20 protein-coding genes are annotated in these 18092 nt (G+C 62.6%); 12 read left to right on the plus strand and 8 right to left on the minus strand.

Going from position 1 to position 18092, the window contains the following annotated elements; all coding sequences use genetic code 11:
* The coding region (locus HNP52_RS00005) for an IPT/TIG domain-containing protein (RefSeq protein ID WP_221416058.1) at positions 1 to 1586 on the minus strand (1586 nt) is incomplete at its 3' end.
* 457 nt (positions 1587 to 2043) lie between these two features.
* Between HNP52_RS00005 and HNP52_RS00010 the strand changes: the two genes are divergently transcribed.
* The gene (locus HNP52_RS00010; protein WP_184160700.1) at positions 2044 to 2832 is read left to right on the plus strand and encodes a hypothetical protein; all 789 of its coding nucleotides are present in this window, start codon (positions 2044 to 2046) and stop codon (positions 2830 to 2832) included.
* A 1118-nt stretch (positions 2833 to 3950) separates the two neighbouring features.
* Positions 3951 to 6023, plus strand: a complete 2073-nt coding sequence (locus HNP52_RS00015; RefSeq protein ID WP_184160702.1) for a catalase — start codon at positions 3951 to 3953, stop codon at positions 6021 to 6023.
* Between the two features lie 95 nt (positions 6024 to 6118).
* Here HNP52_RS00015 and HNP52_RS00020 read toward each other — a convergent pair whose 3' ends face one another.
* From HNP52_RS00020 to HNP52_RS00030, 3 genes are all read right to left on the minus strand, one after another.
* Positions 6119 to 6628 (minus strand): hemerythrin domain-containing protein, encoded by a 510-nt coding sequence (locus tag HNP52_RS00020; protein ID WP_184160720.1) that lies wholly within the window; start codon positions 6626 to 6628, stop codon positions 6119 to 6121.
* A gap of 147 nt (positions 6629 to 6775) precedes the next feature.
* Positions 6776 to 8050: a sodium:proton antiporter gene (locus tag HNP52_RS00025; protein WP_184160723.1), complete on the minus strand. Its 1275-nt coding sequence runs from the start codon at positions 8048 to 8050 to the stop codon at positions 6776 to 6778.
* A gap of 20 nt (positions 8051 to 8070) precedes the next feature.
* A complete protein-coding gene (locus HNP52_RS00030) occupies positions 8071 to 9162 on the minus strand; it encodes a PHB depolymerase family esterase (RefSeq protein WP_184160726.1) in 1092 nt (363 codons plus the stop codon).
* 408 nt (positions 9163 to 9570) lie between these two features.
* Between HNP52_RS00030 and HNP52_RS22980 the strand changes: the two genes are divergently transcribed.
* The 5 genes from HNP52_RS22980 to HNP52_RS00050 all read left to right on the plus strand — a co-directional run bounded on the left by HNP52_RS22980 (position 9571) and on the right by HNP52_RS00050 (position 11535).
* Positions 9571 to 9699 (plus strand): hypothetical protein, encoded by a 129-nt coding sequence (locus HNP52_RS22980; RefSeq protein ID WP_260395842.1) that lies wholly within the window; start codon positions 9571 to 9573, stop codon positions 9697 to 9699.
* A 40-nt stretch (positions 9700 to 9739) separates the two neighbouring features.
* Positions 9740 to 10012 (plus strand): hypothetical protein, encoded by a 273-nt coding sequence (locus HNP52_RS00035; RefSeq protein WP_184160729.1) that lies wholly within the window; start codon positions 9740 to 9742, stop codon positions 10010 to 10012.
* 169 nt (positions 10013 to 10181) lie between these two features.
* On the plus strand, positions 10182 to 10388 hold the full coding sequence (locus HNP52_RS00040; RefSeq protein WP_184160732.1) for a cold-shock protein: 207 nt from the start codon (positions 10182 to 10184) through the stop codon (positions 10386 to 10388).
* A gap of 71 nt (positions 10389 to 10459) precedes the next feature.
* Complete coding sequence (locus tag HNP52_RS00045; protein WP_184160734.1) at positions 10460 to 11365, plus strand: transglutaminase family protein; 906 nt, start codon at positions 10460 to 10462, stop codon at positions 11363 to 11365.
* Positions 11365 to 11535, plus strand: coding sequence for a hypothetical protein (locus HNP52_RS00050; RefSeq protein WP_184160736.1), 171 nt, complete (start codon positions 11365 to 11367; stop codon positions 11533 to 11535). Before HNP52_RS00045 ends, HNP52_RS00050 begins: the two co-directional genes overlap by 1 nt.
* A gap of 27 nt (positions 11536 to 11562) precedes the next feature.
* On the opposite strand, the gene HNP52_RS00055 is transcribed toward HNP52_RS00050, so the two are convergent.
* The gene (locus HNP52_RS00055; RefSeq protein WP_184160739.1) at positions 11563 to 11817 is read right to left on the minus strand and encodes a hypothetical protein; all 255 of its coding nucleotides are present in this window, start codon (positions 11815 to 11817) and stop codon (positions 11563 to 11565) included.
* 317 nt (positions 11818 to 12134) lie between these two features.
* Here HNP52_RS00055 and HNP52_RS00060 point away from each other — a divergent pair, with 317 nt between their 5' ends.
* The 3 genes from HNP52_RS00060 (at position 12135) to HNP52_RS00070 (ending at position 13283) form a co-directional block, all read left to right on the plus strand.
* Complete coding sequence (locus HNP52_RS00060) at positions 12135 to 12494, plus strand: YegP family protein (RefSeq protein WP_184160742.1); 360 nt, start codon at positions 12135 to 12137, stop codon at positions 12492 to 12494.
* 201 nt (positions 12495 to 12695) lie between these two features.
* Positions 12696 to 12917: a hypothetical protein gene (locus HNP52_RS00065; RefSeq protein WP_184160745.1), complete on the plus strand. Its 222-nt coding sequence runs from the start codon at positions 12696 to 12698 to the stop codon at positions 12915 to 12917.
* A gap of 126 nt (positions 12918 to 13043) precedes the next feature.
* On the plus strand, positions 13044 to 13283 hold the full coding sequence (locus HNP52_RS00070) for a hypothetical protein (protein WP_184160748.1): 240 nt from the start codon (positions 13044 to 13046) through the stop codon (positions 13281 to 13283).
* A 575-nt stretch (positions 13284 to 13858) separates the two neighbouring features.
* Here HNP52_RS00070 and HNP52_RS23345 read toward each other — a convergent pair.
* From HNP52_RS23345 to HNP52_RS22985, 3 genes are all read right to left on the minus strand, one after another.
* Positions 13859 to 14248, minus strand: a complete 390-nt coding sequence (locus tag HNP52_RS23345) for a hypothetical protein (protein WP_409372574.1) — start codon at positions 14246 to 14248, stop codon at positions 13859 to 13861.
* Between the two features lie 610 nt (positions 14249 to 14858).
* Positions 14859 to 15128: an usg protein gene (locus HNP52_RS00080; RefSeq protein WP_184160751.1), complete on the minus strand. Its 270-nt coding sequence runs from the start codon at positions 15126 to 15128 to the stop codon at positions 14859 to 14861.
* Complete coding sequence (locus tag HNP52_RS22985) at positions 15128 to 15364, minus strand: hypothetical protein (protein ID WP_260395844.1); 237 nt, start codon at positions 15362 to 15364, stop codon at positions 15128 to 15130. The genes HNP52_RS00080 and HNP52_RS22985 overlap by 1 nt, the downstream gene beginning before the upstream one ends.
* Positions 15365 to 15625: 261 nt before the next feature.
* Here HNP52_RS22985 and groES point away from each other — a divergent pair, with 261 nt between their 5' ends.
* Together groES and groL are read left to right on the plus strand one after the other, a co-directional pair.
* Positions 15626 to 15940 carry a co-chaperone GroES gene (groES, locus tag HNP52_RS00085; protein WP_184160754.1) on the plus strand — a complete coding sequence of 105 codons (315 nt, stop codon included), beginning with the start codon at positions 15626 to 15628 and terminating at the stop codon, positions 15938 to 15940.
* Between the two features lie 54 nt (positions 15941 to 15994).
* The gene (gene groL / locus HNP52_RS00090; protein WP_184160756.1) at positions 15995 to 17614 is read left to right on the plus strand and encodes a chaperonin GroEL; all 1620 of its coding nucleotides are present in this window, start codon (positions 15995 to 15997) and stop codon (positions 17612 to 17614) included.
* Positions 17615 to 18092 lie beyond the last annotated feature (478 nt).

The raw sequence follows: 18092 nt of genomic DNA on the forward strand, positions 1-18092 counted from the left end.
TGGTCCGACGCGCTCGTCGCGCTGGTCCCACCCGGCGTGGTCACCGTGATGTCGTACGTCCCCGCCGAATTGGCCGGCGAGGTCGCGGTGATCTGCGTGTTGCTGTTGATCGTGTAGGTCGCGTTGCTCGCGCCGAACCTCACGGCCCCCGTGCCAGGCGCCGCCGAGAAGCCGGTGCCGGTGATCACCACCGTCGCACCGCCCGCAGTCGGGCCTGCCGTCGGCGAGACCGCGGTGACCGTCGGCGCCGCGACATAGGTATACTGGTCGTTCGCGCTGGTCGCGCTGGTGCCGCCCACCGTGGTCACGCGGATGTCCACCGTGCCCGCTGCGCCCGCCGGCGCGTTGGCGATGATCTGCGTCCCGCTCATGACCGTATAGCCCGTAGCCGCGGTGCCACCGAACGTGACGGCCGTCGCGCCGGAGAAGTTGGCTCCGGTGATGGTCACTGCAGTGCCGCCACCCGTCGGGCCGGCGATCGGCGAGACCGAGCTGACCGTCGGTGCCGCGACATAGGTGTACTGGTCCGACGCGCTCGTAGCACTCGTCCCGCCCGGCGTGGTCACCGTGATGTCGTACGTCCCCGCCGAATTGGCCGGAGAGGTCGCGGTGATCTGCGTGTTGCTGTTGATCGTGTAGGTCGCGTTGCTCGCGCCGAACTTCACCGCACCCGTACCCGGCGCCGCCGAGAAACCCGTGCCCGTGATCACCACCGTCGTGCCGCCAGCCGTCGGACCCGCCGTCGGCGAAACCGCCGTCACCGTCGGCGCCGCCACATAGGTATACTGGTCCGCCGAACTGGTCGCGCTGGTGTTGCCGCCGTTCGTCACGGTAATGTCCACCGTCCCCGCTGCCCCCGCCGGTGCCGTCGCAGTGATCTGCGTGCTGCTGTTGACGGTATAGCCCGTCGCGTTGGCCGCGCCGAACTTGACGCCCGCGGCGCCGGTGGTCCCCGTGAAATTGGTGCCGGTGATCGTCACCGCAGTGCCGCCACCCGTCGGGCCCGCGATCGGCGAGACCGAGGTGACGGTCGGCGAGGCCCCCGCACAGGTAACCGCGATGCTGATCGTTCCCGTGCCCGTGGCATCGCGCGCCAGCGAGGTCTGGTAGGCGGACTGGGTTCCGTCGAAGGTCCGCGTGAAGCTCTGGCTGCCCTGATAGTTCGTCGTGCCGAGCGTGGTCCCGTTGACCGAGATGCCGAGGTTGAGCTGGAGGATGCCGGCGGTCACGTTCGTGGTGAGGGTGAAGGTCAGGACTTCGCCGTTCGCGAAATCATAGGGACTGCCCGGATACCAGCGTGCGTTGACGGTATTGCCCGACCAGCCACTGGTATAGATCGCGTTGATCGGCGTACCGCTGTTGAGCTCGCGCCCCGTATAGGTGTCCACGGTGCCGTTGGTGAACTGCGCGGTGTGATTCAGCGCGCCGGCATTGATCGCGTCACACCCCGCCGACGCGGCTGCCGCGGCCGGCGCAAGCACAAGCGCGAACCCCGCCAGGGCAAGCAGCGTTCGCCTCGCGCCGTACAGCAACGCCAGGACCATCAGGATCGGTGCAAGCAGCGCGGCGCCAAAGCGCTCCCGCAAGAAGCCACGCGTTGCTTTCGGGCAATCCTGCCCGTTCCCCGCCGCCAACGCCATCCGATTTCCCCCAAAGACCTGCGAGCACGCAATGCCAGAACAGTCACGCAAACAGGTCGCCAAGTCAGGCCTGCCCTCAAGGCCAGGGATCAAGCCATGCGGCCGAGATCCTTTGGGGACGGCTCAGAGGGAGCAAGATTCATCACAAGAGTCAATATTCAGCCACAAATCATTACAATCCAAACCGAATTTCCTCAACCAGCCCGCTCGCCGCTGTCAGCGCCCTGGAATCCGCCGCAAGCCGCCCGCCGATCCGCGGCCTCGGGAGCGGACGTCGATATCGGAAGCGCGACGACGGTCCTCGATCGGAAGGCGGCATCGCTCCGCACGAGCCGCCTTCCCATTCTCTCGGAACGTGCCGGCGATTGACCCCGCACGGACACGCGACGTACCCCTCAAGGCGATGGCTGAGAATTTGGACCTATCCACCGGCGAAGAACACCGCATCTCGGTCGGTGTCAGTGGCTGGAGCCAAGCGCATAAGGATTCCTTCGCGCATGGGGCGCGACAACTCGACGGCGTAACAGCGGTCCGGAGCGCCGGGGGCTCCACGAGCTTCTATGTCTATTATGACCCGGCCAGCACGACAGGCACCGTGATCCGGCCCCGGCTGCAGGAGCTTGCCCACTCGGTCGGCGCCGTCAGCGCAAAGGCCGACGAGAAACCCGATACGGTGCCTTCCGATGCGGCGCCGACCAACGGCACGCCCCCGACAGCAAGCGGCGACCATATCCCGCTCCCGGAGCCTGAACCGGCCGCGCCGCCCGCAATCGATTCTTCCGCATGGACCGGCATTACCAGCCTCCAGGAACGCGTTGTCGCATTCAAGAACCTGGCGCCGGTTGCACTGGCGGCGGTCGATAGCCTGATCACGGAACTCGAAGAACCCGGCAGCAACGGCGGTCCGCCGCTCGACGAACGCAAGGAGGCGCTGGACGCCCTAAAGGCGCTGCACGAAGCCTTGGGCGCGCTGCTGGCAGCTGCGGAACGGCCCGGTTTCCAATGGGTGGATGGCGAAGGCCTTGTCGCTTCCACCATGCACTTCGCCTTGCGCGCGGGCGAAAAACTCAAAGACGATCCGATGCCGTTCGCGGTGTCCGCCCTGCTTGTGGCGTTGTTTTCGGTGTTCGGCGCGGCCGGCATCGGCGGATGGCTGGGCTCCGCGACCCTGAGAATGCAGAAGAAGAGCTGACCCGAGCGCGGCCGCGCACCGGCGCAAGCGCGTCGGCGCCGAGGACCTGCCGAGGAGGAAACAGCCCGACAACTGGCCACACGTCCCTAGGATATACGCGATTCTTGTATCCGCGCTCCAGGCGCTGCGTCAGGTAGGTTTTCCCGCCCATGTCAGGCGCTTGGTCGATGGCAGGTTATGTACCACCGGCCGCTAGAACTGGAGATCCAACGATTTTATCCCGCCAGGGGTAAATGGTGCCCAGAAGAGAACGCTAAAAAATTAAATAGATACTTGATTAGACTGCTCAATGCACTTGCATAAAGTTAATACAGTACACGGAATATGGCCAAATCAACTTAGCATTGATTTTTGAACCAGAGATTTGACTACCGTTTTCGCCAAATAGTGTCAAGAGATCTTAAGAGGTATTCCCAACGAAGCTATCGTAGATTGCTTGCGGTTGACGGCATTCTTCAGCGCCTGACCCGCCCACACGGGAGTCCACTTTTGCGCCGCTTGCTGACTGGCAGCTTTCAGACGTACAAATGCGAGTAGCCGCCGTTCGTATGTCTCCGATCGACTGGCAGCTTCCGACCAACATACGCCGTTCGTCGGGAGGTGCAGGAAAGTCGGCTTGTGCCAAGACCCGCCGTTCGGCGGACATGAACCTTCCGGTCTGCAACGCGCCTCAATATCGGCCATCCAGCTTACAGCCGGCAAACCAGAAAGCCGCCATTGTTCAGGCGATGCATCGAAGCCCCGCAGCCTTACTCTGGTTCAACTTGTTAGATGCCCCGTCTTTGCGGGTTGCGATTGGTTTCTAGGTCAGCGCGCCCAGGTTGCGCTGTTGGACCAGATACACAGTGCTGAATCATACAAGCTGACGGTTGTGCAGGCCGTCTCGGTGGCTGCGCCAGAGGTCGTTTAACCCACTATCGGCACCTCGCTGCCGCGCTAACGCCAGCAATCTCATGCAACTGCCTAGCCGGCATCCACTCGTGCATACCGACCCGTATCGTCGCACCGTAGCCTGCTCTCCAAGAAAGGAATCGCATTAACCTGCAGCAAGTTCTCCAAATCGACGGACCCTTGGTGTGGCACTGCCGGTTTAACCGCCGACAATCAGGAGCGGACACATGGCGACGAAGACCAAGAAAAGCGGTAGCGGCGGCGAGACGCACCAGATAGCCGCTGACCGCACGGAAGTGCTCACCACCAATCAGGGCATCGCGGTTTCCGATAACCAGAACAGCTTGAGGGCGGGCGCGCGCGGCCCGACGCTGCTGGAAGATTTCGTCCTTCGCGAGAAGATCTTCCACTTCGACCATGAACGTATTCCCGAACGCATCGTCCATGCCCGCGGCACTGGTGCGCATGGCTTCTTCGAAGCGACCGACGACATCTCGGACCTGTCCAGGGCCGCATTGTTCACCAAGGGCGAGAAGACCGAGGTCTTTGTGCGCTTCTCGACCGTGGCCGGTGGCGCGGGATCGGTCGACACGCCCCGCGATGTCCGCGGCTTCGCGGTCAAATTCTACACGCGCGAAGGCAATTGGGATCTGGTCGGCAACAACATCCCGGTCTTCTTCATCCAGGACGCGATCAAGTTTCCCGATCTCATCCATTCGGTGAAGATGGAAGCGGACCGGGCCTACCCGCAGGCCGGCTCGGCTCACGACACCTTCTGGGATTTCGCGTCGCTGATGCCTGAGACGACGCACATGCTGTTCTGGGCGATGTCAGACCGGACCCTGCCGCGCTCGCTCCGGATGATGGAGGGCTTCGGCATCCACACCTTCCTGCTGGTCAACGCTGCCGGCAATGCCAGCTTCGTCAAGTTCCACTGGAAGCCCAAGCTCGGCATCCAGTCGACGATCTGGGACGAGGCGCTCAAGCTCCAGGCCGCCGACAACGACTATCACCGTCGTGACCTGTTCGAAGCAATCGACACGGGCGATTTCCCCGAATGGGAACTCGGCATCCAAGTGTTCGATCAGGCATTCGCCGATGCGCAGCCCTATGACGTTCTGGACCCGACCAAGCTGATCCCCGAGGGCGATGTTCCCGTGCGGATCATCGGGCGGATGGTGCTTGATCGGAACGTCGATAACTTCTTCGCTGAGACCGAACAGGTCGCCTTCTGCCCCGGCAACATCGTGCCCGGCATCGATTTCTCAAACGACCCGCTGCTGCAGGGGCGCCTGTTCAGCTATCTCGACACGCAGAAGTCGCGGCTCGGCACCGCAAATTTCCACCAGATCCCGGTCAATGCGCCGCGGTGCCCGATGGCGAACTTCCAGCGCGATGGCATGATGCAGATGGCGGCGCCCAAGGGGCGCGCCAACTATGAGCCCAACAGCCTTGCGGCCCATGGCGAAGAAGGCGGGCCGCGCGAATGCCCCGCCAGGGGTTTCGCCACCAGCACCGCGCCTACCGGCCCGGACGAGACGGGCGATAAGCTGCGCGTCCGGAGCGAATTGTTCGCCGATCATTACAGCCAGGCGCGGATGTTCCTCGCCTCACAGACCGAAAGCGAGCAGGCGCATATCGCCTCATCCTTCGTGTTCGAACTCTCCAAGGTCGGGCTGCTCGACCAGGTACCGGGCCGGATGGTCGCCAATCTTCGTAATGTCGATGAAGCGTTCGCCAAGCGGGTGGCTGACGGTCTCGGTATCCCGCTGCCGCCCAAGGCCCCAGCCGCGCGGGAACCAGTGGAGATCGCGCCGTCGGATGCGCTGTCGATCCAAAAGAACATGAAGGACACGCTCCAGGGCCGCGCGATCGGCGTGCTGATCGCAGATGGCACCGATGCCGCAGAACTGAGCACGCTCATCGGCGCGATCGAAAAGGCCAAAGCCAAGGCGGTAATCGTCGCACCCAAGGTGGGCGGTGCGATCTTGTCCGACGGCAAAGTGCAGAAGGCCGACGGGCAACTAGCAGGAACGCCATCGCAGATCTTCGACGCAGTGGCGGTGGTGCTTTCGGAAGAAGGTTGCGCGGCACTGATGAACGAAGGTGCGGCAGTCGAATGGGTGATGAACGCCTTCGGTCACCTGAAGGCCATCGGCGCCAGCGACGCGGCAAAGCCGCTGCTCGACAAGGCCGGTATTGAGCCAGACGATGGCATCACCGCCCTGGATGACGGGTTCGTGCCAGCCGCAGCAAAACGCTTCTACGCTCGCGAGCCGGGTCTCAGAACGCTGGCATAACGAAGCGCAGGCGCTGCGATAGAAGCAGGTGGAAATGATACGGGCGGGCAAAGGGTTCGCCCGCCCGTATCACGAGGCGTCTTTGTAGTTTGCGATCAGACCGTGACGTCGGTCATCGTGGTAAGCTCCGGCTTCGGCAGCCCACTCGCCTTATAGGTGGCGAGCAACTCGATCTTGCGGGCGAGCAGTTGCTCGCCCAGCGCGTCCATATCCAGCCCGGCCTTGCGCGCCTGGGCGAACATGCCCTCCATGCGCTGCTCTTCCTCACCGACATGGTGCTCGATCTGCTCGGACAGCACCTTCACCTTGGCATCGTAGAAATCGTCGCTCGGCGCGCCGGCTTCGATCTCGGCAATGAGCACCTTGGCGCCGTCATGCTCGACATAGGCTTCCTTGAGCAGATCTTCCTCGATCTTGCCCTCACAGGCCGGGTAGAAGATTTCCTCCTCGATCTTCGCATGGACGGTCAGCTCCATGCAGATCTGCATCGCGATCTTCTGCTTCTTGCCGTCGCCCGAAGCGCCTTCGAACTGCTCGAACAACGCTTCCACGGTACGGTGATCGGCCTTGAGAAGCGCGATTGCATCTTTCTTGGTGTCAGCCATGTTATTTCTCCTGAGACGAAGATAAAACAGGATGAAAATAATATACGTTCCAAGAAATTTCCTGTTGCGAGTCGTTAGCGTCCCATCGGGACCGCAATGATCTATTTGACTGATCTGGATCATTATTTTTAATTGCAGGTTTCTCGACTAGCCGCATTTCGAACCTGAACCAGCAGTTTTCCTACGCTGCCACCGGTCCATCAGCTGGAGTGACGGGGTCACTGTGATCCCGTGCAGCAGGATCGAGGAGAGCACCACCGCGCCGACCGTCGCCCAAAGGCGGCGCGGATCGGGGAAGTTCGCGTGGTTTAGGGCGAAGGCCAGATAGTAGATCGATCCCATGCCGCGGATGCCGAAGAAGGAAATCACCAGCTTCTCCCGCCAAGGCAATCTCGTCCCCGCCAGGCCGATCATGCCCGCCACCGGCCGCGCGACCAGAAGTACCCCAGCCACGAACAGCAGCATCGCCCAATCAACCGGCGCGAGCAGCCCGCTATAGGTCACGATGCCGCCGAACAGGACCAGCAGCGACATCATCAGCAGCCGCTCAGCCTCTTCGGCGAACCCGTGAAGCCGCTCCTGATAGTCATGGTCCCGGCTCGCGTTGCGCAAGGCGAGCGCCGAGACGAAGACCGCCAGGAAACCGTAACCTCCGAGCATCTCGACCGTCCCATAGGCGAGGAAGGTGGCGGCCAGCGCGACGAAGCCATCGCCAGTGCGGGAGATGTTTGCGCGGTTGGGAAGGTGGAAGGTGAGATAGCCCAGCCCCCGCCCGATCGCATAACCGGCGGCCACGCCGAGCAGGGTCTTCCAGAACAGGTCGCGCGCCAACCAGGCGAGAGCATCTCCCGCGCCGAAGCTTGTCGCGCTCAGGGCGATCGCCAGATAGACGAACGGAAATGCCAGGCCATCATTGAGGCCGGCTTCCGACGTGAGCGCGAAGCGCGCTTCGTCCTCGCCGCCTTCTCCGGGACCATTCACCTGGACGTCGCTCGCCAGCACCGGGTCGGTAGGCGCCAGCACCGCGGCGATCAGGAGCGCGGCGGCAACGCCGAGGCCCAATATTCCCCAGGCGAGACCGGCAACGATCACAATGGTGATCGGCATCGCGATGCCCAGCAATCGCCAGGTCAGCGCCCACCGGCGCAGGCCGATCAGCCTGTCGATCTTGAGACCCGCGCCCATCAGCGAAACGATAACGACCAACTCGCTCAGCCGCTGTACCGTAACCGGAAAAGCAAGCGGATGGACCGCGAAAGGGCGTAGCGCCGGAAGCGCGAACAGCGCCGCGCCGGCGGCCACGCAAAGGATAGGAAGCGACAGCGGCATCTTGCGCAGCAGCATCGGCAGCCAGGCAGTCATCAGCACCAGTGCGCCGACTCCTGCGATCAACTGGATGTAGAGGTCGTGCGGCGGCTGCATAGAAGCTCCTTCCGGCGCGATCAGCGCATCAATCCGGCTGCCCTCAGCGCGTCCTCGATTATCCGCCCAACTCCCGGACCGGTATCTGCCTTATCGGGCTGGCTGTCCTCTATCCTGGCGGCTTCCCGGACCCGAGAAGGCGCGCGTGCGGCCCCGGTCCCGATCAGCCCCCAGAAGCGCGCGATATGGCGCGTGGAGGATATGCCGGCTTCCAGCATATAAGGTCCCGGGACTCCGCAGGCGTCGGAGCCCGAGGTGCTGAGCGGCGTGCCATGCCCGAGCCCGGCAATGCGATATTCCTCGATCACTTCGCGGCCTGCGGTATCCCGCCATAGGCGATGGGTATGGCCTTCGACGGCACCGGTTTCGCAGGGAGACTCTGCAACGCCGTGCAGCCGCCGCCACTGCTCGAGGACGAGCGCGGCATTTGCGGGGCTGACCGTCATGTCGCTGGTGCCGTGCCATATCGAAATACTTGGCCATCGGCCGGTATGGGCGGACGCCGCCGTCACCAGCACTCCCAAGGCGGCCCCGCTCGGACCACCCTGCGCGCGCATGCGGTCCAGGGCCTGCGGGATCGACTCCGCGGTGCCATAGGGCAGGCCGGCGATGATGGCGCCTCCGGCGAAGACCTCCGGATAGGTCGCCAGCATTACCGAGGTCATCGCACCGCCGGCGGAGAGGCCGGTCACGAAGACGCGAGCCGGATCGAGCCGGTATGTCGCGATCATCGCCGCCACCATCTGGCGGATCGACAGCGCCTCGCCAGCGTCGCGTCGCGTGTCGTCTCGATTGAACCAGTTGAAACACAGGTTCGCGTTATTGGCGCGCCGCTGTTCAGGGAAGAGGACCGCAAAACCCTGTTCGTCGGCCAGTTGGGACCAGCCCGAGCCGCGATCATAGGCGGCGGCATCCTGGGTGCAGCCGTGCATCACGACGACCAGCGCTGCATTTTCTCCCAGGCTCGCCGGCACATGGCAAAAGGCTCGCAGTGCGCCGGGGTTGGAACCGAAGTCGCTCAGCTCCGTGAGCCGGCTCGCACCTGTCGGGATGATATTCTGCCCGGCGCGCAATGCATTGAGGTGTTTTATCGTGTCGTTCAGGCGTCGCATGTGGCCTTCTCCTGGCCACGGCGGAAGCCCTGACAATGCAGCAACCGTCCCTGGCCAGGCCAATTGCTGCACCGCACAATATCGGGCCAACTTTGGCCGGGCACAACCCATGCTGGCTGAGAAACTGCGATTTATCGGGGGCGGGGTGGCGTAACCGCCATCGACACCCCACATAACTTGTATCGCACCGCCTGCCACGAGCCTGGTGCGACTGAGAGTTTATGCTCCCGCTCTGAAGCGGAGCTTCCCTATGCAAATCGTCCAGATAACTACGCCGCCCGCTGAGCGGGCGCAGCCAGGCAGCAGCTCGCCTCGGCCAATCCCTTCCGAGACGGCACCGGCACGTCTTCGTCCGCGCTTGTCGGTTCGCTTCACACGCCTCTGAAACCTGCAGGAAAGGAACATCGCATGGCCAAGGGTCAACGCCGCAGCAACAAGGAAGCTCGCAAGCCGAAAAAGGCGGCACCGCCGAAGCTGGCTCCGGTCAGCACGGCACTGAAGGGCACGCCACTGGTGCAGCCTCTCAAGAAAACGTGACTTCACACGCCATTACGCCCTCCTGTCGAAAGATCGATCCATGCAACCGACTGCCATATTCTGCCGCGCGGAAGAGGCGCGCCAGCGCGCCTTGGCCGACAAGGCCACGCTCGAGAACGTTAGGCATATCGCCATTGTGGCAGCTGTTGCCTGGGCGAAGGAGGGCACTGCCGCCGAACACCGCGAGGCCCGCAAGCTGCGCACCCAGGAAATTGCCCGGGCTGGCATGATAAAGGACGAACCGACGTGCGTGGAAGATCGCGGCTTGAGCGAAAATCCGGATCGCGGCCTCTATAATCTCGAAGTTGCATAAATATATATCTGGCGCGAGCATTGTAATGCCCATAACTTCACCCATCTTGGTTTAGCTGACGTCGCTTGCGACGGAAATTGATGCCTTTGGGCAGATCTTCCTTTTCTCGCTTCATGGCTCGGATCGTATTTGCGGCCCGGCACTTCATTTTTCGCGAAAGGAACAGATCATGCCTGTCGGCACCGTTAAATTCTTCAATAGCAGCAAGGGCTATGGCTTCATTTCTCCCGAGGACGGTGGAAATGACAGTTTCGTGCACATCAGCGCCGTCGAACGCGCCGGCATGACGACGCTCCAGCAGAGCCAGCGCCTTTCGTACGAGGTGGAGTCGGATCAGCGCGGAAAGACTTCGGCTGTAAACCTACAGGAAGCCTGATGCCGCGGTGCGGCAGCCCGGAATTCGGTCTGCCGCACACTGCTCGCGCTAGCCAGCAAGGGTAAGCGTGTATGCGCCTGCACATCTCCCACACCACAAGCTACACCTATCGCGACCCCGTCGTGCTGCTGCCGCATCGCATGATGTTGAGCCCGCGAGCCTCTCCGGTCCTCAGCCCCGTCTTCGCCGAGCTTCGCTGCACGCCCGCGGCCGAGTTGGCATGGACGCAGGATGTGTTCGGCAACCTGATCGCCACCGCGTCCTTCTCGCATCTGACCACTCGGCTTGAGATCCGCAGCCTGCTGGTGGTCGAGCAGACCGCAGATGCCTGGCCGGTCTTCAACATCGCACCGCACGCCCACAGCTATCCGTTTCGCTACTCCGAACAGGAAAGAGCCGATCTTGGCACGCTGCTGGTGCCCATCCATCGCGACCCCTATGATCGCCTGGAAGCCTGGGTCCGTGCATTGGTTCGCTCGGAACCTGCCGACACACTGACTCTACTCCAGGACGTGAACATCGCCAGCCGGAACGGCGTCGCCTATGTCGCGCGCGACGCCGAAGGAACGCAGGCCCCCGCGACCACCCTCGATCTCGGATCGGGCTCGTGCCGGGACATCGCGATGCTCTTCATCGAAGCGGTGCGGCATCTGGGCTTCGCTGCGCGCGCGGTGTCCGGCTATGTTTTCGATCCGCCGGCAGACGTCCCCGGCGAACAGGGGCGCCAGCACGACGCAACCCATGCCTGGGCGGAAGTCTATCTCCCCGGCGCCGGATGGATCGCCTTCGATCCGACCAACGGCCGGATGGGGGAGGCCAATCTCGTGCCGATCGCAGTTGGGCGCGATATCGCTCGGATGAGTCCCGTGGAAGGGCATTATCTAGGCCCGGCCGCGGCATTTCTCGGCATGACTGTGGAGGTCATGGTTTCCGCCGACCTCCTGCAAAACACTGCGGGCAACCCAAGAGGTGCATGATGGAACTCAGACTGGTCGCCGCCTACAGCCTGATGCTGGTCATGACCCTGCTGGTCGCAGGTTTCATCGCGTACCGCATCTATCACGGGCATGCCCGTTCCTATCGCCGGCGATTGCGGAAAGAGGCGCGGATCCAGGCGGGGCGCCACCGCGGCGAGCCACACCCTTGATCCGCGCGGTCGATTAGCGCTCCGAGATCACGATGCGGACAACAGAGCTTCGGCACGCATCGCCGCGAGTTGCGCGGTCAACTGCCGCAGGACGCGCGCGCGATGTTGATAGGTGTTGTGCCAGACGCCCATCCGGCCGGCGACATAATCGCGCGAGAAGGAGGCAGACATGTCGCGAAGGCTTGCTTCCAGTGCGTCGGCTTCCAGCTGGAGGGCCGTCGGATCGGTCGAAGGCGTTGGTGTTCGCATATTCGCGTCCGTAATCGGCGGGTAGATGCCCATGGCTTGTCTCCATCACTGAGCGGGAGCGCGAAGCATCTCTCGGTCGCGGCCGGGCTCGTGGCAGTTGGCGCGATCGTCCCGATATGGTGAGCTGCGACCAAATTACCAATGGATGCCGATACCGAGGCTAATATTCTGACGGAAAAGCCTTGGCCTGCAGGCGTGCTCCTCATGCTGCCGGCAAGTATTCCGGTGCGCATGATGGCCAGGCAAGGCGAATGCATGTACAAAGCGCGGATCGTCGACTCATCCGCTTCGCAAGCGCGCGACGCCCGAGAGAAATTCAATTGCTCCCGCTTGCCCACGGGAGAGATCATGTGTCGACCAATTCCACATTCTGCGAACTGAAGCGGCCCCATGCCGCAGTCACTGACCTGCCTGCAGATGTTTCGGAAGCACTTCTCAGCGTCTCCGCCGCAAACGATAGCGGCCGCCCGGAGGCGGACGGACAATGCTGTTTCGAAATCTATCGTGCCGATGAGGTGCGCCTCACTTCCATCCTGTTGTCGGGCGGCGACTGGCGGTGGCAATTCCGCTCTGGATCCGGCGCGCTGCTAGCGACCAGTGCCGGCTATACGAGTGAGCAGGAATGCGCCGCCGCCGTAGTGGCTCTTCGCACCGGCGCCGGCTCCGCTACGATCCTGAGCGGAAAAGGTGCCAGTCTGGGATGTCGCTGATTTGGCGTAATCACGCCGGGGCGCTTGGGGTCATCAGGCCTGTGCATCCGCTCGCACCCACCATGAAGACAGGTCGGTTCCATTCGTCGTTCCCGCGACTTCCTGTTCCGCGAAGCCGACGCGAGCCGGCTTGTTTACAAGCCAACTCGCTTCGCCGTGGGGCCAGGCGAATACGGCCAAGCAGCTTGAAAGGAATCTCCCATGTCCCGCGCGTTGAACATTGATGCCACCGTTGCCGATGTAACGGCGATGTCGGTCAAACATGCCGCCATCATCAGTGCAATCGAACCGCTGCTGCCGCGAGGAACGCGCGTCGTCTTCATGAATGCCAAAGATGCAGCCACTATGGCGCAAGCCTACGGCTCGCGCGTCCTCAGCGGGGCGGTTAAGCGTGCTCCTTGGGCGTCGCGCCGAAACATTTAGCCCAGCCCTATGCATCATTTTATATTATTAGATATGATAATTGTGATATGTTGCGCACATAAAGGGCGACTCGCCGGGCAACCTTGACTTGAGATCATCGTGCTCCGTTTCACGGGAGCGTGCACGATGAGTATGGAATATTACGCGAGGCGATTGAAGCAATCTTTGGCTGCGGCAAAGGCTGCGGCGGAGCCCACTTCCCGAATCGCCCATGAAGGTATGGCAAAGGCCTATCGCGGATTGCTGGACACGGTGGTTGTTCCGCTGGAGCAGACCTGGCGCAAAATCCGCCCTGAAACGCGCGACGATCAACTGCGCAAGGCGCTTGACGATTGGGAAAATGAAGGTGGCGAGAATCGCAAATAGTTCACCCGTTCGGTTTGAATGAATTTGTGTCTCTGCAAGTGTTAGCTTTCTGATCTGAGAAGGATTGTGAGGAGCTTCTGAAAGTCCGGCGCCAATGGTCGTTCGGCTGACACTCTCCCTATTGGCAGCTATTGCGGACTGGCTTCCAGGAGCGGCCAGGCAGCAAACAGCCCAATCTTGCTCATTCTGGCGGCATTGCCGCAGAACCGCGAACCTCCGCTTCAATCGAAACCCGCCAATCACCCGCATGATCACGAATGGCGGGTTTGTCCCAAAGTCAGCCATTCCAGCGGGCGCTCAGAGCGGGCGAGCAAACGGCAGGTTTCAGGATCGGGCAGAGTCACGCTGAACGGCTGAGATTAGGGCGCTTAGCGGTCGCAAGCTGCGCCATGTCGGCCAGAAAATCGCACATACAGTGGTAGGAAAAGTGGTGGGCCGTTCGTGCTGATCCGAAGATTGTTCAAACGATTTCAATTCCTTATGCGGAACTCTCAACTTCCTCCCGCGTTTCCGAACTGGTCGAGCCAGCTCTCTGCGGTTACCAAAGGCGGCATGGGGGTGCTGCCCCATCCCGGTCATTCAGGTTGGGCAAATATGTTCCCGGAAGCTGACACGCATTCATCCAGCTCTACGCAGTGCTCCGATCGACCGGGACTGGAGACGGGCCCCGTCACTACCTTCCAGGATCGGCGGACATGATCGTGGACGAAATGTGGACGAGCTTGTCGGGGTTTTTGACTATGTAGATCACCGCGATTTTGCCATCCCGCGACGATCTCATGGGTGTCGGGCGCCCCTCCTTCGACAGGCTCGGGACAGGGCACTGCCCGCACGATCAGCGGCACCAGCACCCCGCGTGCCCGCACGGAAGGCAGGATGTTGGTGAGGTCAGGCGCCTTCTTCATGCCCCGCATGTTGACCCGCGAGACGCTGAGCTTGGCGATGTCGATATGCTTGAGTTCCATGATGCTTGCTCCTTTCTGAAATCGCACACTGGCCCCGGCGAAGGGGGTGGGCGGCAAGGAGCGAACCGGCAGGCACGCCGCGGCGGGACTAAAGGGCAGCGACGCCCACCCCCTTGGCCGCGGCCGGACCAACAACGCCGGCGCAACGCGCCGACCGCAGATCTTCCGCGCAAAGCGCGCGCCGGAGGCGCCAGCAAACAAGCACTCTCGCGTTCGGATGGCCGGCACGGCGGCGTGCGCGGGCGGGCCGTGCGCCAGCCGTCGCCATGCCCTCCGGCCGAACCGAGTGTGCGACGCGGGAACAAGGAAAGCTGCGAACCCTGGTGGTTCCGCAGGAAGCCGCCAGTGTGCGCTCAATCGAACCGCGTTCATTATCGCCGGCCCCTGCCGACGCTCGCGTTATGCGATCGTCACCGTCTTGGCGATCGAGACCGAAGGGCTCGGTGAAGCGCGGCGCAATAGAGAGCGATCGTGCGCAGCGCGAAACGCCCTACGCCCGCTATTCAGCCTGATCAACCGGATCATCCGCCCGGCGATACCGAGGTCGGGTGCCACGCCAGGATCGAGGCTGGCAACCCGCCCCCCCGCACTCGCCAGCGCAGATTCGGCCTCATCGAATTTTGAACACCCCATCCACGGCGCGCCATTCCGCCGGGCGGAGGAGACGGTCGTGCACGATCCGGACGGAATGGACTGCCGCCCGGATCTCGCGGCGCCAATGATCAAGAAAGTCGAACAGCACGGGAAAGCCCGGTGCCAGATCGTACTGCTGCCAGACGAACAGCTGGAGCAACGAGGGCGCATCGGGACGATGGTAATGGATTTCGGCAGTAGTGAGCCCATAGCCGTCCAGCCGTGCAATGAAGGCGCTGTCGGTCATCAGGGTGCGGTGCCCGCCTTACCGTTCGGGGTATCGAGGATCCCCGGAGGCGATGCGGCCTTATCGAGCCGGATCCTTCTTTTTGCGCCTGGCGCTTTGCGCGGCGCCGGCCCGGCTGGGGCCGCGGGTCGGTCCGAGGCCCAACGCGCCAGGATCGCGCGTTTCACTTCAGGCTCCGGGCTGGGGTGATGCGCTATCTCGAAGGGGTGGAGAAATCGGGAGACGGGTTGCGACATGGTCGTCCTCCTTTCCTGCGGTCGCTCCTTCTCTTGGCCGTCTGGCCAGCGCAAATTTTGGTGTTTAAGCTGCCTTTCGTCAAGAGCCCGAGCCGGCCAAGTATCACAGATCGGGGGATTTAATGCCACGCTCCCGAGCGGCAAAAAAATTCGCGCGCGGGTCTTGAACGGAAAAATCTGGCTTCCCAATTCACCGCCGCTCGTCGCTGCTAGGGAGTGCCGGGCATATTGACATCATGCTTTTGCAACCGGAGGTTATGCATGCATTTCCGCCCCTTGCACGACCGTGTGGTCGTCCGCCGTATCGAAGCCGAGGAGAAGACCTCGGGCGGCATCATCATCCCCGACAACGCCAAGGAAAAGCCGCAGGAAGGCGAGGTCGTCGCCGTCGGCCCAGGCGTGCGCAATGAGAACGGCACGCTTGTCGAACTGGCGGTCAAAGCCGGCGACCGTATCCTGTTCGGCAAATGGTCGGGCACCGAAGTCAAGATCGACGGCGAGGACCTTCTCATCATGAAGGAGAGCGACATCCTCGGCGTGATCGAGACCCAGGCCGAACTCAAGCAGGCGGCATAAGCGCCCGCCTCCCCTCAAACCATCAGGAAGGACACAAGAAAGGAGTTAGCCGATATGGCTGCCAAGGAAGTGAAATTTGCGTCGGACGCGCGTGATCGCATGCTGCGCGGCGTGGATACGCTTGCGAATGCAGTGAAGGTCACGCTGGGCCCCAAGGGCCGCAACGTCGTGATCGAGAAGAGCTTCGGCGCGCCGCGCATCACCAAGGACGGCGTCACAGTCGCCAAGGAGATCGAGCTCGCCGACAAGTTCGAGAATATGGGCGCACAGATGCTGCGCGAGGTCGCCAGCAAGCAGAACGACAAAGCCGGCGACGGCACCACCACCGCAACCGTGCTGGCACAGGCGATCGTCCGGGAGGGCTCCAAGGCCGTCGCTGCGGGCATGAACCCGATGGACGTCAAGCGCGGCATCGACCTGGCGGTGGGCGCCGTGGTCAAGGATCTCGAGGCGCACGCGAGAAAGGTAAGCGCCAATAGCGAGATCGCCCAGGTCGCGACTATATCCGCCAATGGCGATGCCGAAGTCGGCCGTATCCTTGCCGAGGCGATGGAGAAGGTCGGCAACGAAGGCGTGATCACGGTCGAGGAGGCCAAGAGCCTGCAGACTGAGCTCGAGACCGTCGAGGGCATGCAGTTCGACCGCGGCTATCTCTCGCCTTATTTCGTCACCAATGCCGAAAAGCTGAAGGTCGAGCTCGACGACCCCTATATCCTGATCCACGAGAAGAAGCTGGCCAACCTCCAGGCGCTTGTGCCCCTGCTCGAGAAGGTCGTCCAGTCGGGCCGGCCGCTGCTCATCATCGCGGAGGATGTCGAGGGCGAGGCGCTCGCCACGCTCGTCGTCAACAAGCTGCGCGGCGGTCTCAAGGTTGCCGCGGTCAAGGCGCCGGGCTTCGGCGATCGTCGCAAGGCGATGCTTGAGGACATCGCCGTCCTGACGGGCGGCAACCTCGTGAGCGAGGATCTTGGCATCAAGCTCGAGAATGTCACCGTCGGGATGCTCGGCCGCGCCAAGAAGGTGGTGATCGACAAGGACAACACCACGATCATCGACGGCGTCGGCACGAAGGCCGATATCGACGGCCGTGTCGCGCAGATCCGCCAGCAGATCGAGACGACCACCAGCGACTATGACCGCGAGAAGCTCCAGGAGCGGCTCGCCAAGCTCGCCGGAGGCGTCGCGGTGATCCGCGTCGGAGGTGCGACCGAGGTCGAGGTGAAGGAGAAGAAGGATCGGGTCGACGACGCGCTGCATGCGACCCGTGCCGCAGTCGAGGAAGGCATTCTGCCGGGTGGTGGCGTCGCGCTCTTGCGTGCGTTGAAGGCACTCGACAGCCTCAAGGCGGCGAACGACGACCAGCAGTCCGGCATCGACATCGTGCGCCGCGCGCTGCGCGCGCCGGCACGCCAGATCGCCGACAATGCCGGCGAGGATGGTGCCTGGATTGTCGGCAAGCTGCTTGAGAGCGACGACTACAACCAGGGCTTCAACGCTGCGACCGGCACCTATGAGGACCTGGTCAAGGCTGGCGTCATCGATCCGGCCAAGGTGGTACGTACCGCGCTTCAGGATGCGGCGTCGGTTGCTTCGCTCCTGATCACTACCGAGGCACTCGTGGCCGAGCTGCCCAAGGAAGACAAGCCAGCAGCGATGCCGGCGATGGACTATTGAGTGCCTGGGCCCGGCTATCCAGCCGGGCCCTTTTTGGTTGCTTTCGGCAAACGGCCCACAGCACGGTCTCCAGCCGCCCCCTTCAAGTGTGATCGTCAACACAGAGGGGCGAACGCAAAAAGGGCGAAGGGATCCAGGTGCCTCGACTCGCAGGCAAAAGACGCTGAAAAGGCTCAAGGCGGCGGGAAAGCCGGACAGGACGCGAGGGCAAACTACACGTCCTGTCCGGATATAGGGACGGTGGTGACCGGATCCCCATATCTGATGCCGCTTGCTTTCAACGATGTGGGACGAGTGTGGTTCCGGCGCCGTCAAAGCGGGCTGCCATAGCAACCCGACCGCAGATGTGCAGAGCGGAGGTCGATCGAAGGGAGCCTCGCAAGGCGGTTTGTGCCCCTATCATTGCAATGCTTGTGTGCGAGTCCCGGTTTCGAATGCCCAGGCGATTTGACCTGTCATGGCGGCGAGAGCGCAGAGA

The organism is Sphingomonas kyeonggiensis (assembly GCF_014204495.1).
GTDB lineage: Bacteria > Pseudomonadota > Alphaproteobacteria > Sphingomonadales > Sphingomonadaceae > Sphingomonas > Sphingomonas kyeonggiensis_A.

Bases quoted from the DNA above. Each gene is read 5' to 3' on its own strand.
- HNP52_RS00010 (WP_184160700.1), top strand. From the start codon at position 2,044: ATGGCTGAGAATTTGGACCTATCCACCGGCGAAGAACACCGCATCTCG.
- HNP52_RS00015 (WP_184160702.1), top strand. From the start codon at position 3,951: ATGGCGACGAAGACCAAGAAAAGCGGTAGCGGCGGCGAGACGCACCAG.
- HNP52_RS00020 (WP_184160720.1), bottom strand. From the start codon at position 6,628: ATGGCTGACACCAAGAAAGATGCAATCGCGCTTCTCAAGGCCGATCAC.
- HNP52_RS00025 (WP_184160723.1), bottom strand. From the start codon at position 8,050: ATGCAGCCGCCGCACGACCTCTACATCCAGTTGATCGCAGGAGTCGGC.
- HNP52_RS00030 (WP_184160726.1), bottom strand. From the start codon at position 9,162: ATGCGACGCCTGAACGACACGATAAAACACCTCAATGCATTGCGCGCC.
- HNP52_RS22980 (WP_260395842.1), top strand. From the start codon at position 9,571: ATGGCCAAGGGTCAACGCCGCAGCAACAAGGAAGCTCGCAAGCCGAAA.
- HNP52_RS00035 (WP_184160729.1), top strand. From the start codon at position 9,740: ATGCAACCGACTGCCATATTCTGCCGCGCGGAAGAGGCGCGCCAGCGC.
- HNP52_RS00040 (WP_184160732.1), top strand. From the start codon at position 10,182: ATGCCTGTCGGCACCGTTAAATTCTTCAATAGCAGCAAGGGCTATGGC.
- HNP52_RS00045 (WP_184160734.1), top strand. From the start codon at position 10,460: ATGCGCCTGCACATCTCCCACACCACAAGCTACACCTATCGCGACCCC.
- HNP52_RS00050 (WP_184160736.1), top strand. From the start codon at position 11,365: ATGGAACTCAGACTGGTCGCCGCCTACAGCCTGATGCTGGTCATGACC.
- HNP52_RS00055 (WP_184160739.1), bottom strand. From the start codon at position 11,817: ATGGGCATCTACCCGCCGATTACGGACGCGAATATGCGAACACCAACG.
- HNP52_RS00065 (WP_184160745.1), top strand. From the start codon at position 12,696: ATGTCCCGCGCGTTGAACATTGATGCCACCGTTGCCGATGTAACGGCG.
- HNP52_RS00070 (WP_184160748.1), top strand. From the start codon at position 13,044: ATGAGTATGGAATATTACGCGAGGCGATTGAAGCAATCTTTGGCTGCG.
- HNP52_RS23345 (WP_409372574.1), bottom strand. From the start codon at position 14,248: ATGGAACTCAAGCATATCGACATCGCCAAGCTCAGCGTCTCGCGGGTC.
- HNP52_RS00080 (WP_184160751.1), bottom strand. From the start codon at position 15,128: ATGACCGACAGCGCCTTCATTGCACGGCTGGACGGCTATGGGCTCACT.
- HNP52_RS22985 (WP_260395844.1), bottom strand. From the start codon at position 15,364: ATGTCGCAACCCGTCTCCCGATTTCTCCACCCCTTCGAGATAGCGCAT.
- groES (WP_184160754.1), top strand. From the start codon at position 15,626: ATGCATTTCCGCCCCTTGCACGACCGTGTGGTCGTCCGCCGTATCGAA.
- groL (WP_184160756.1), top strand. From the start codon at position 15,995: ATGGCTGCCAAGGAAGTGAAATTTGCGTCGGACGCGCGTGATCGCATG.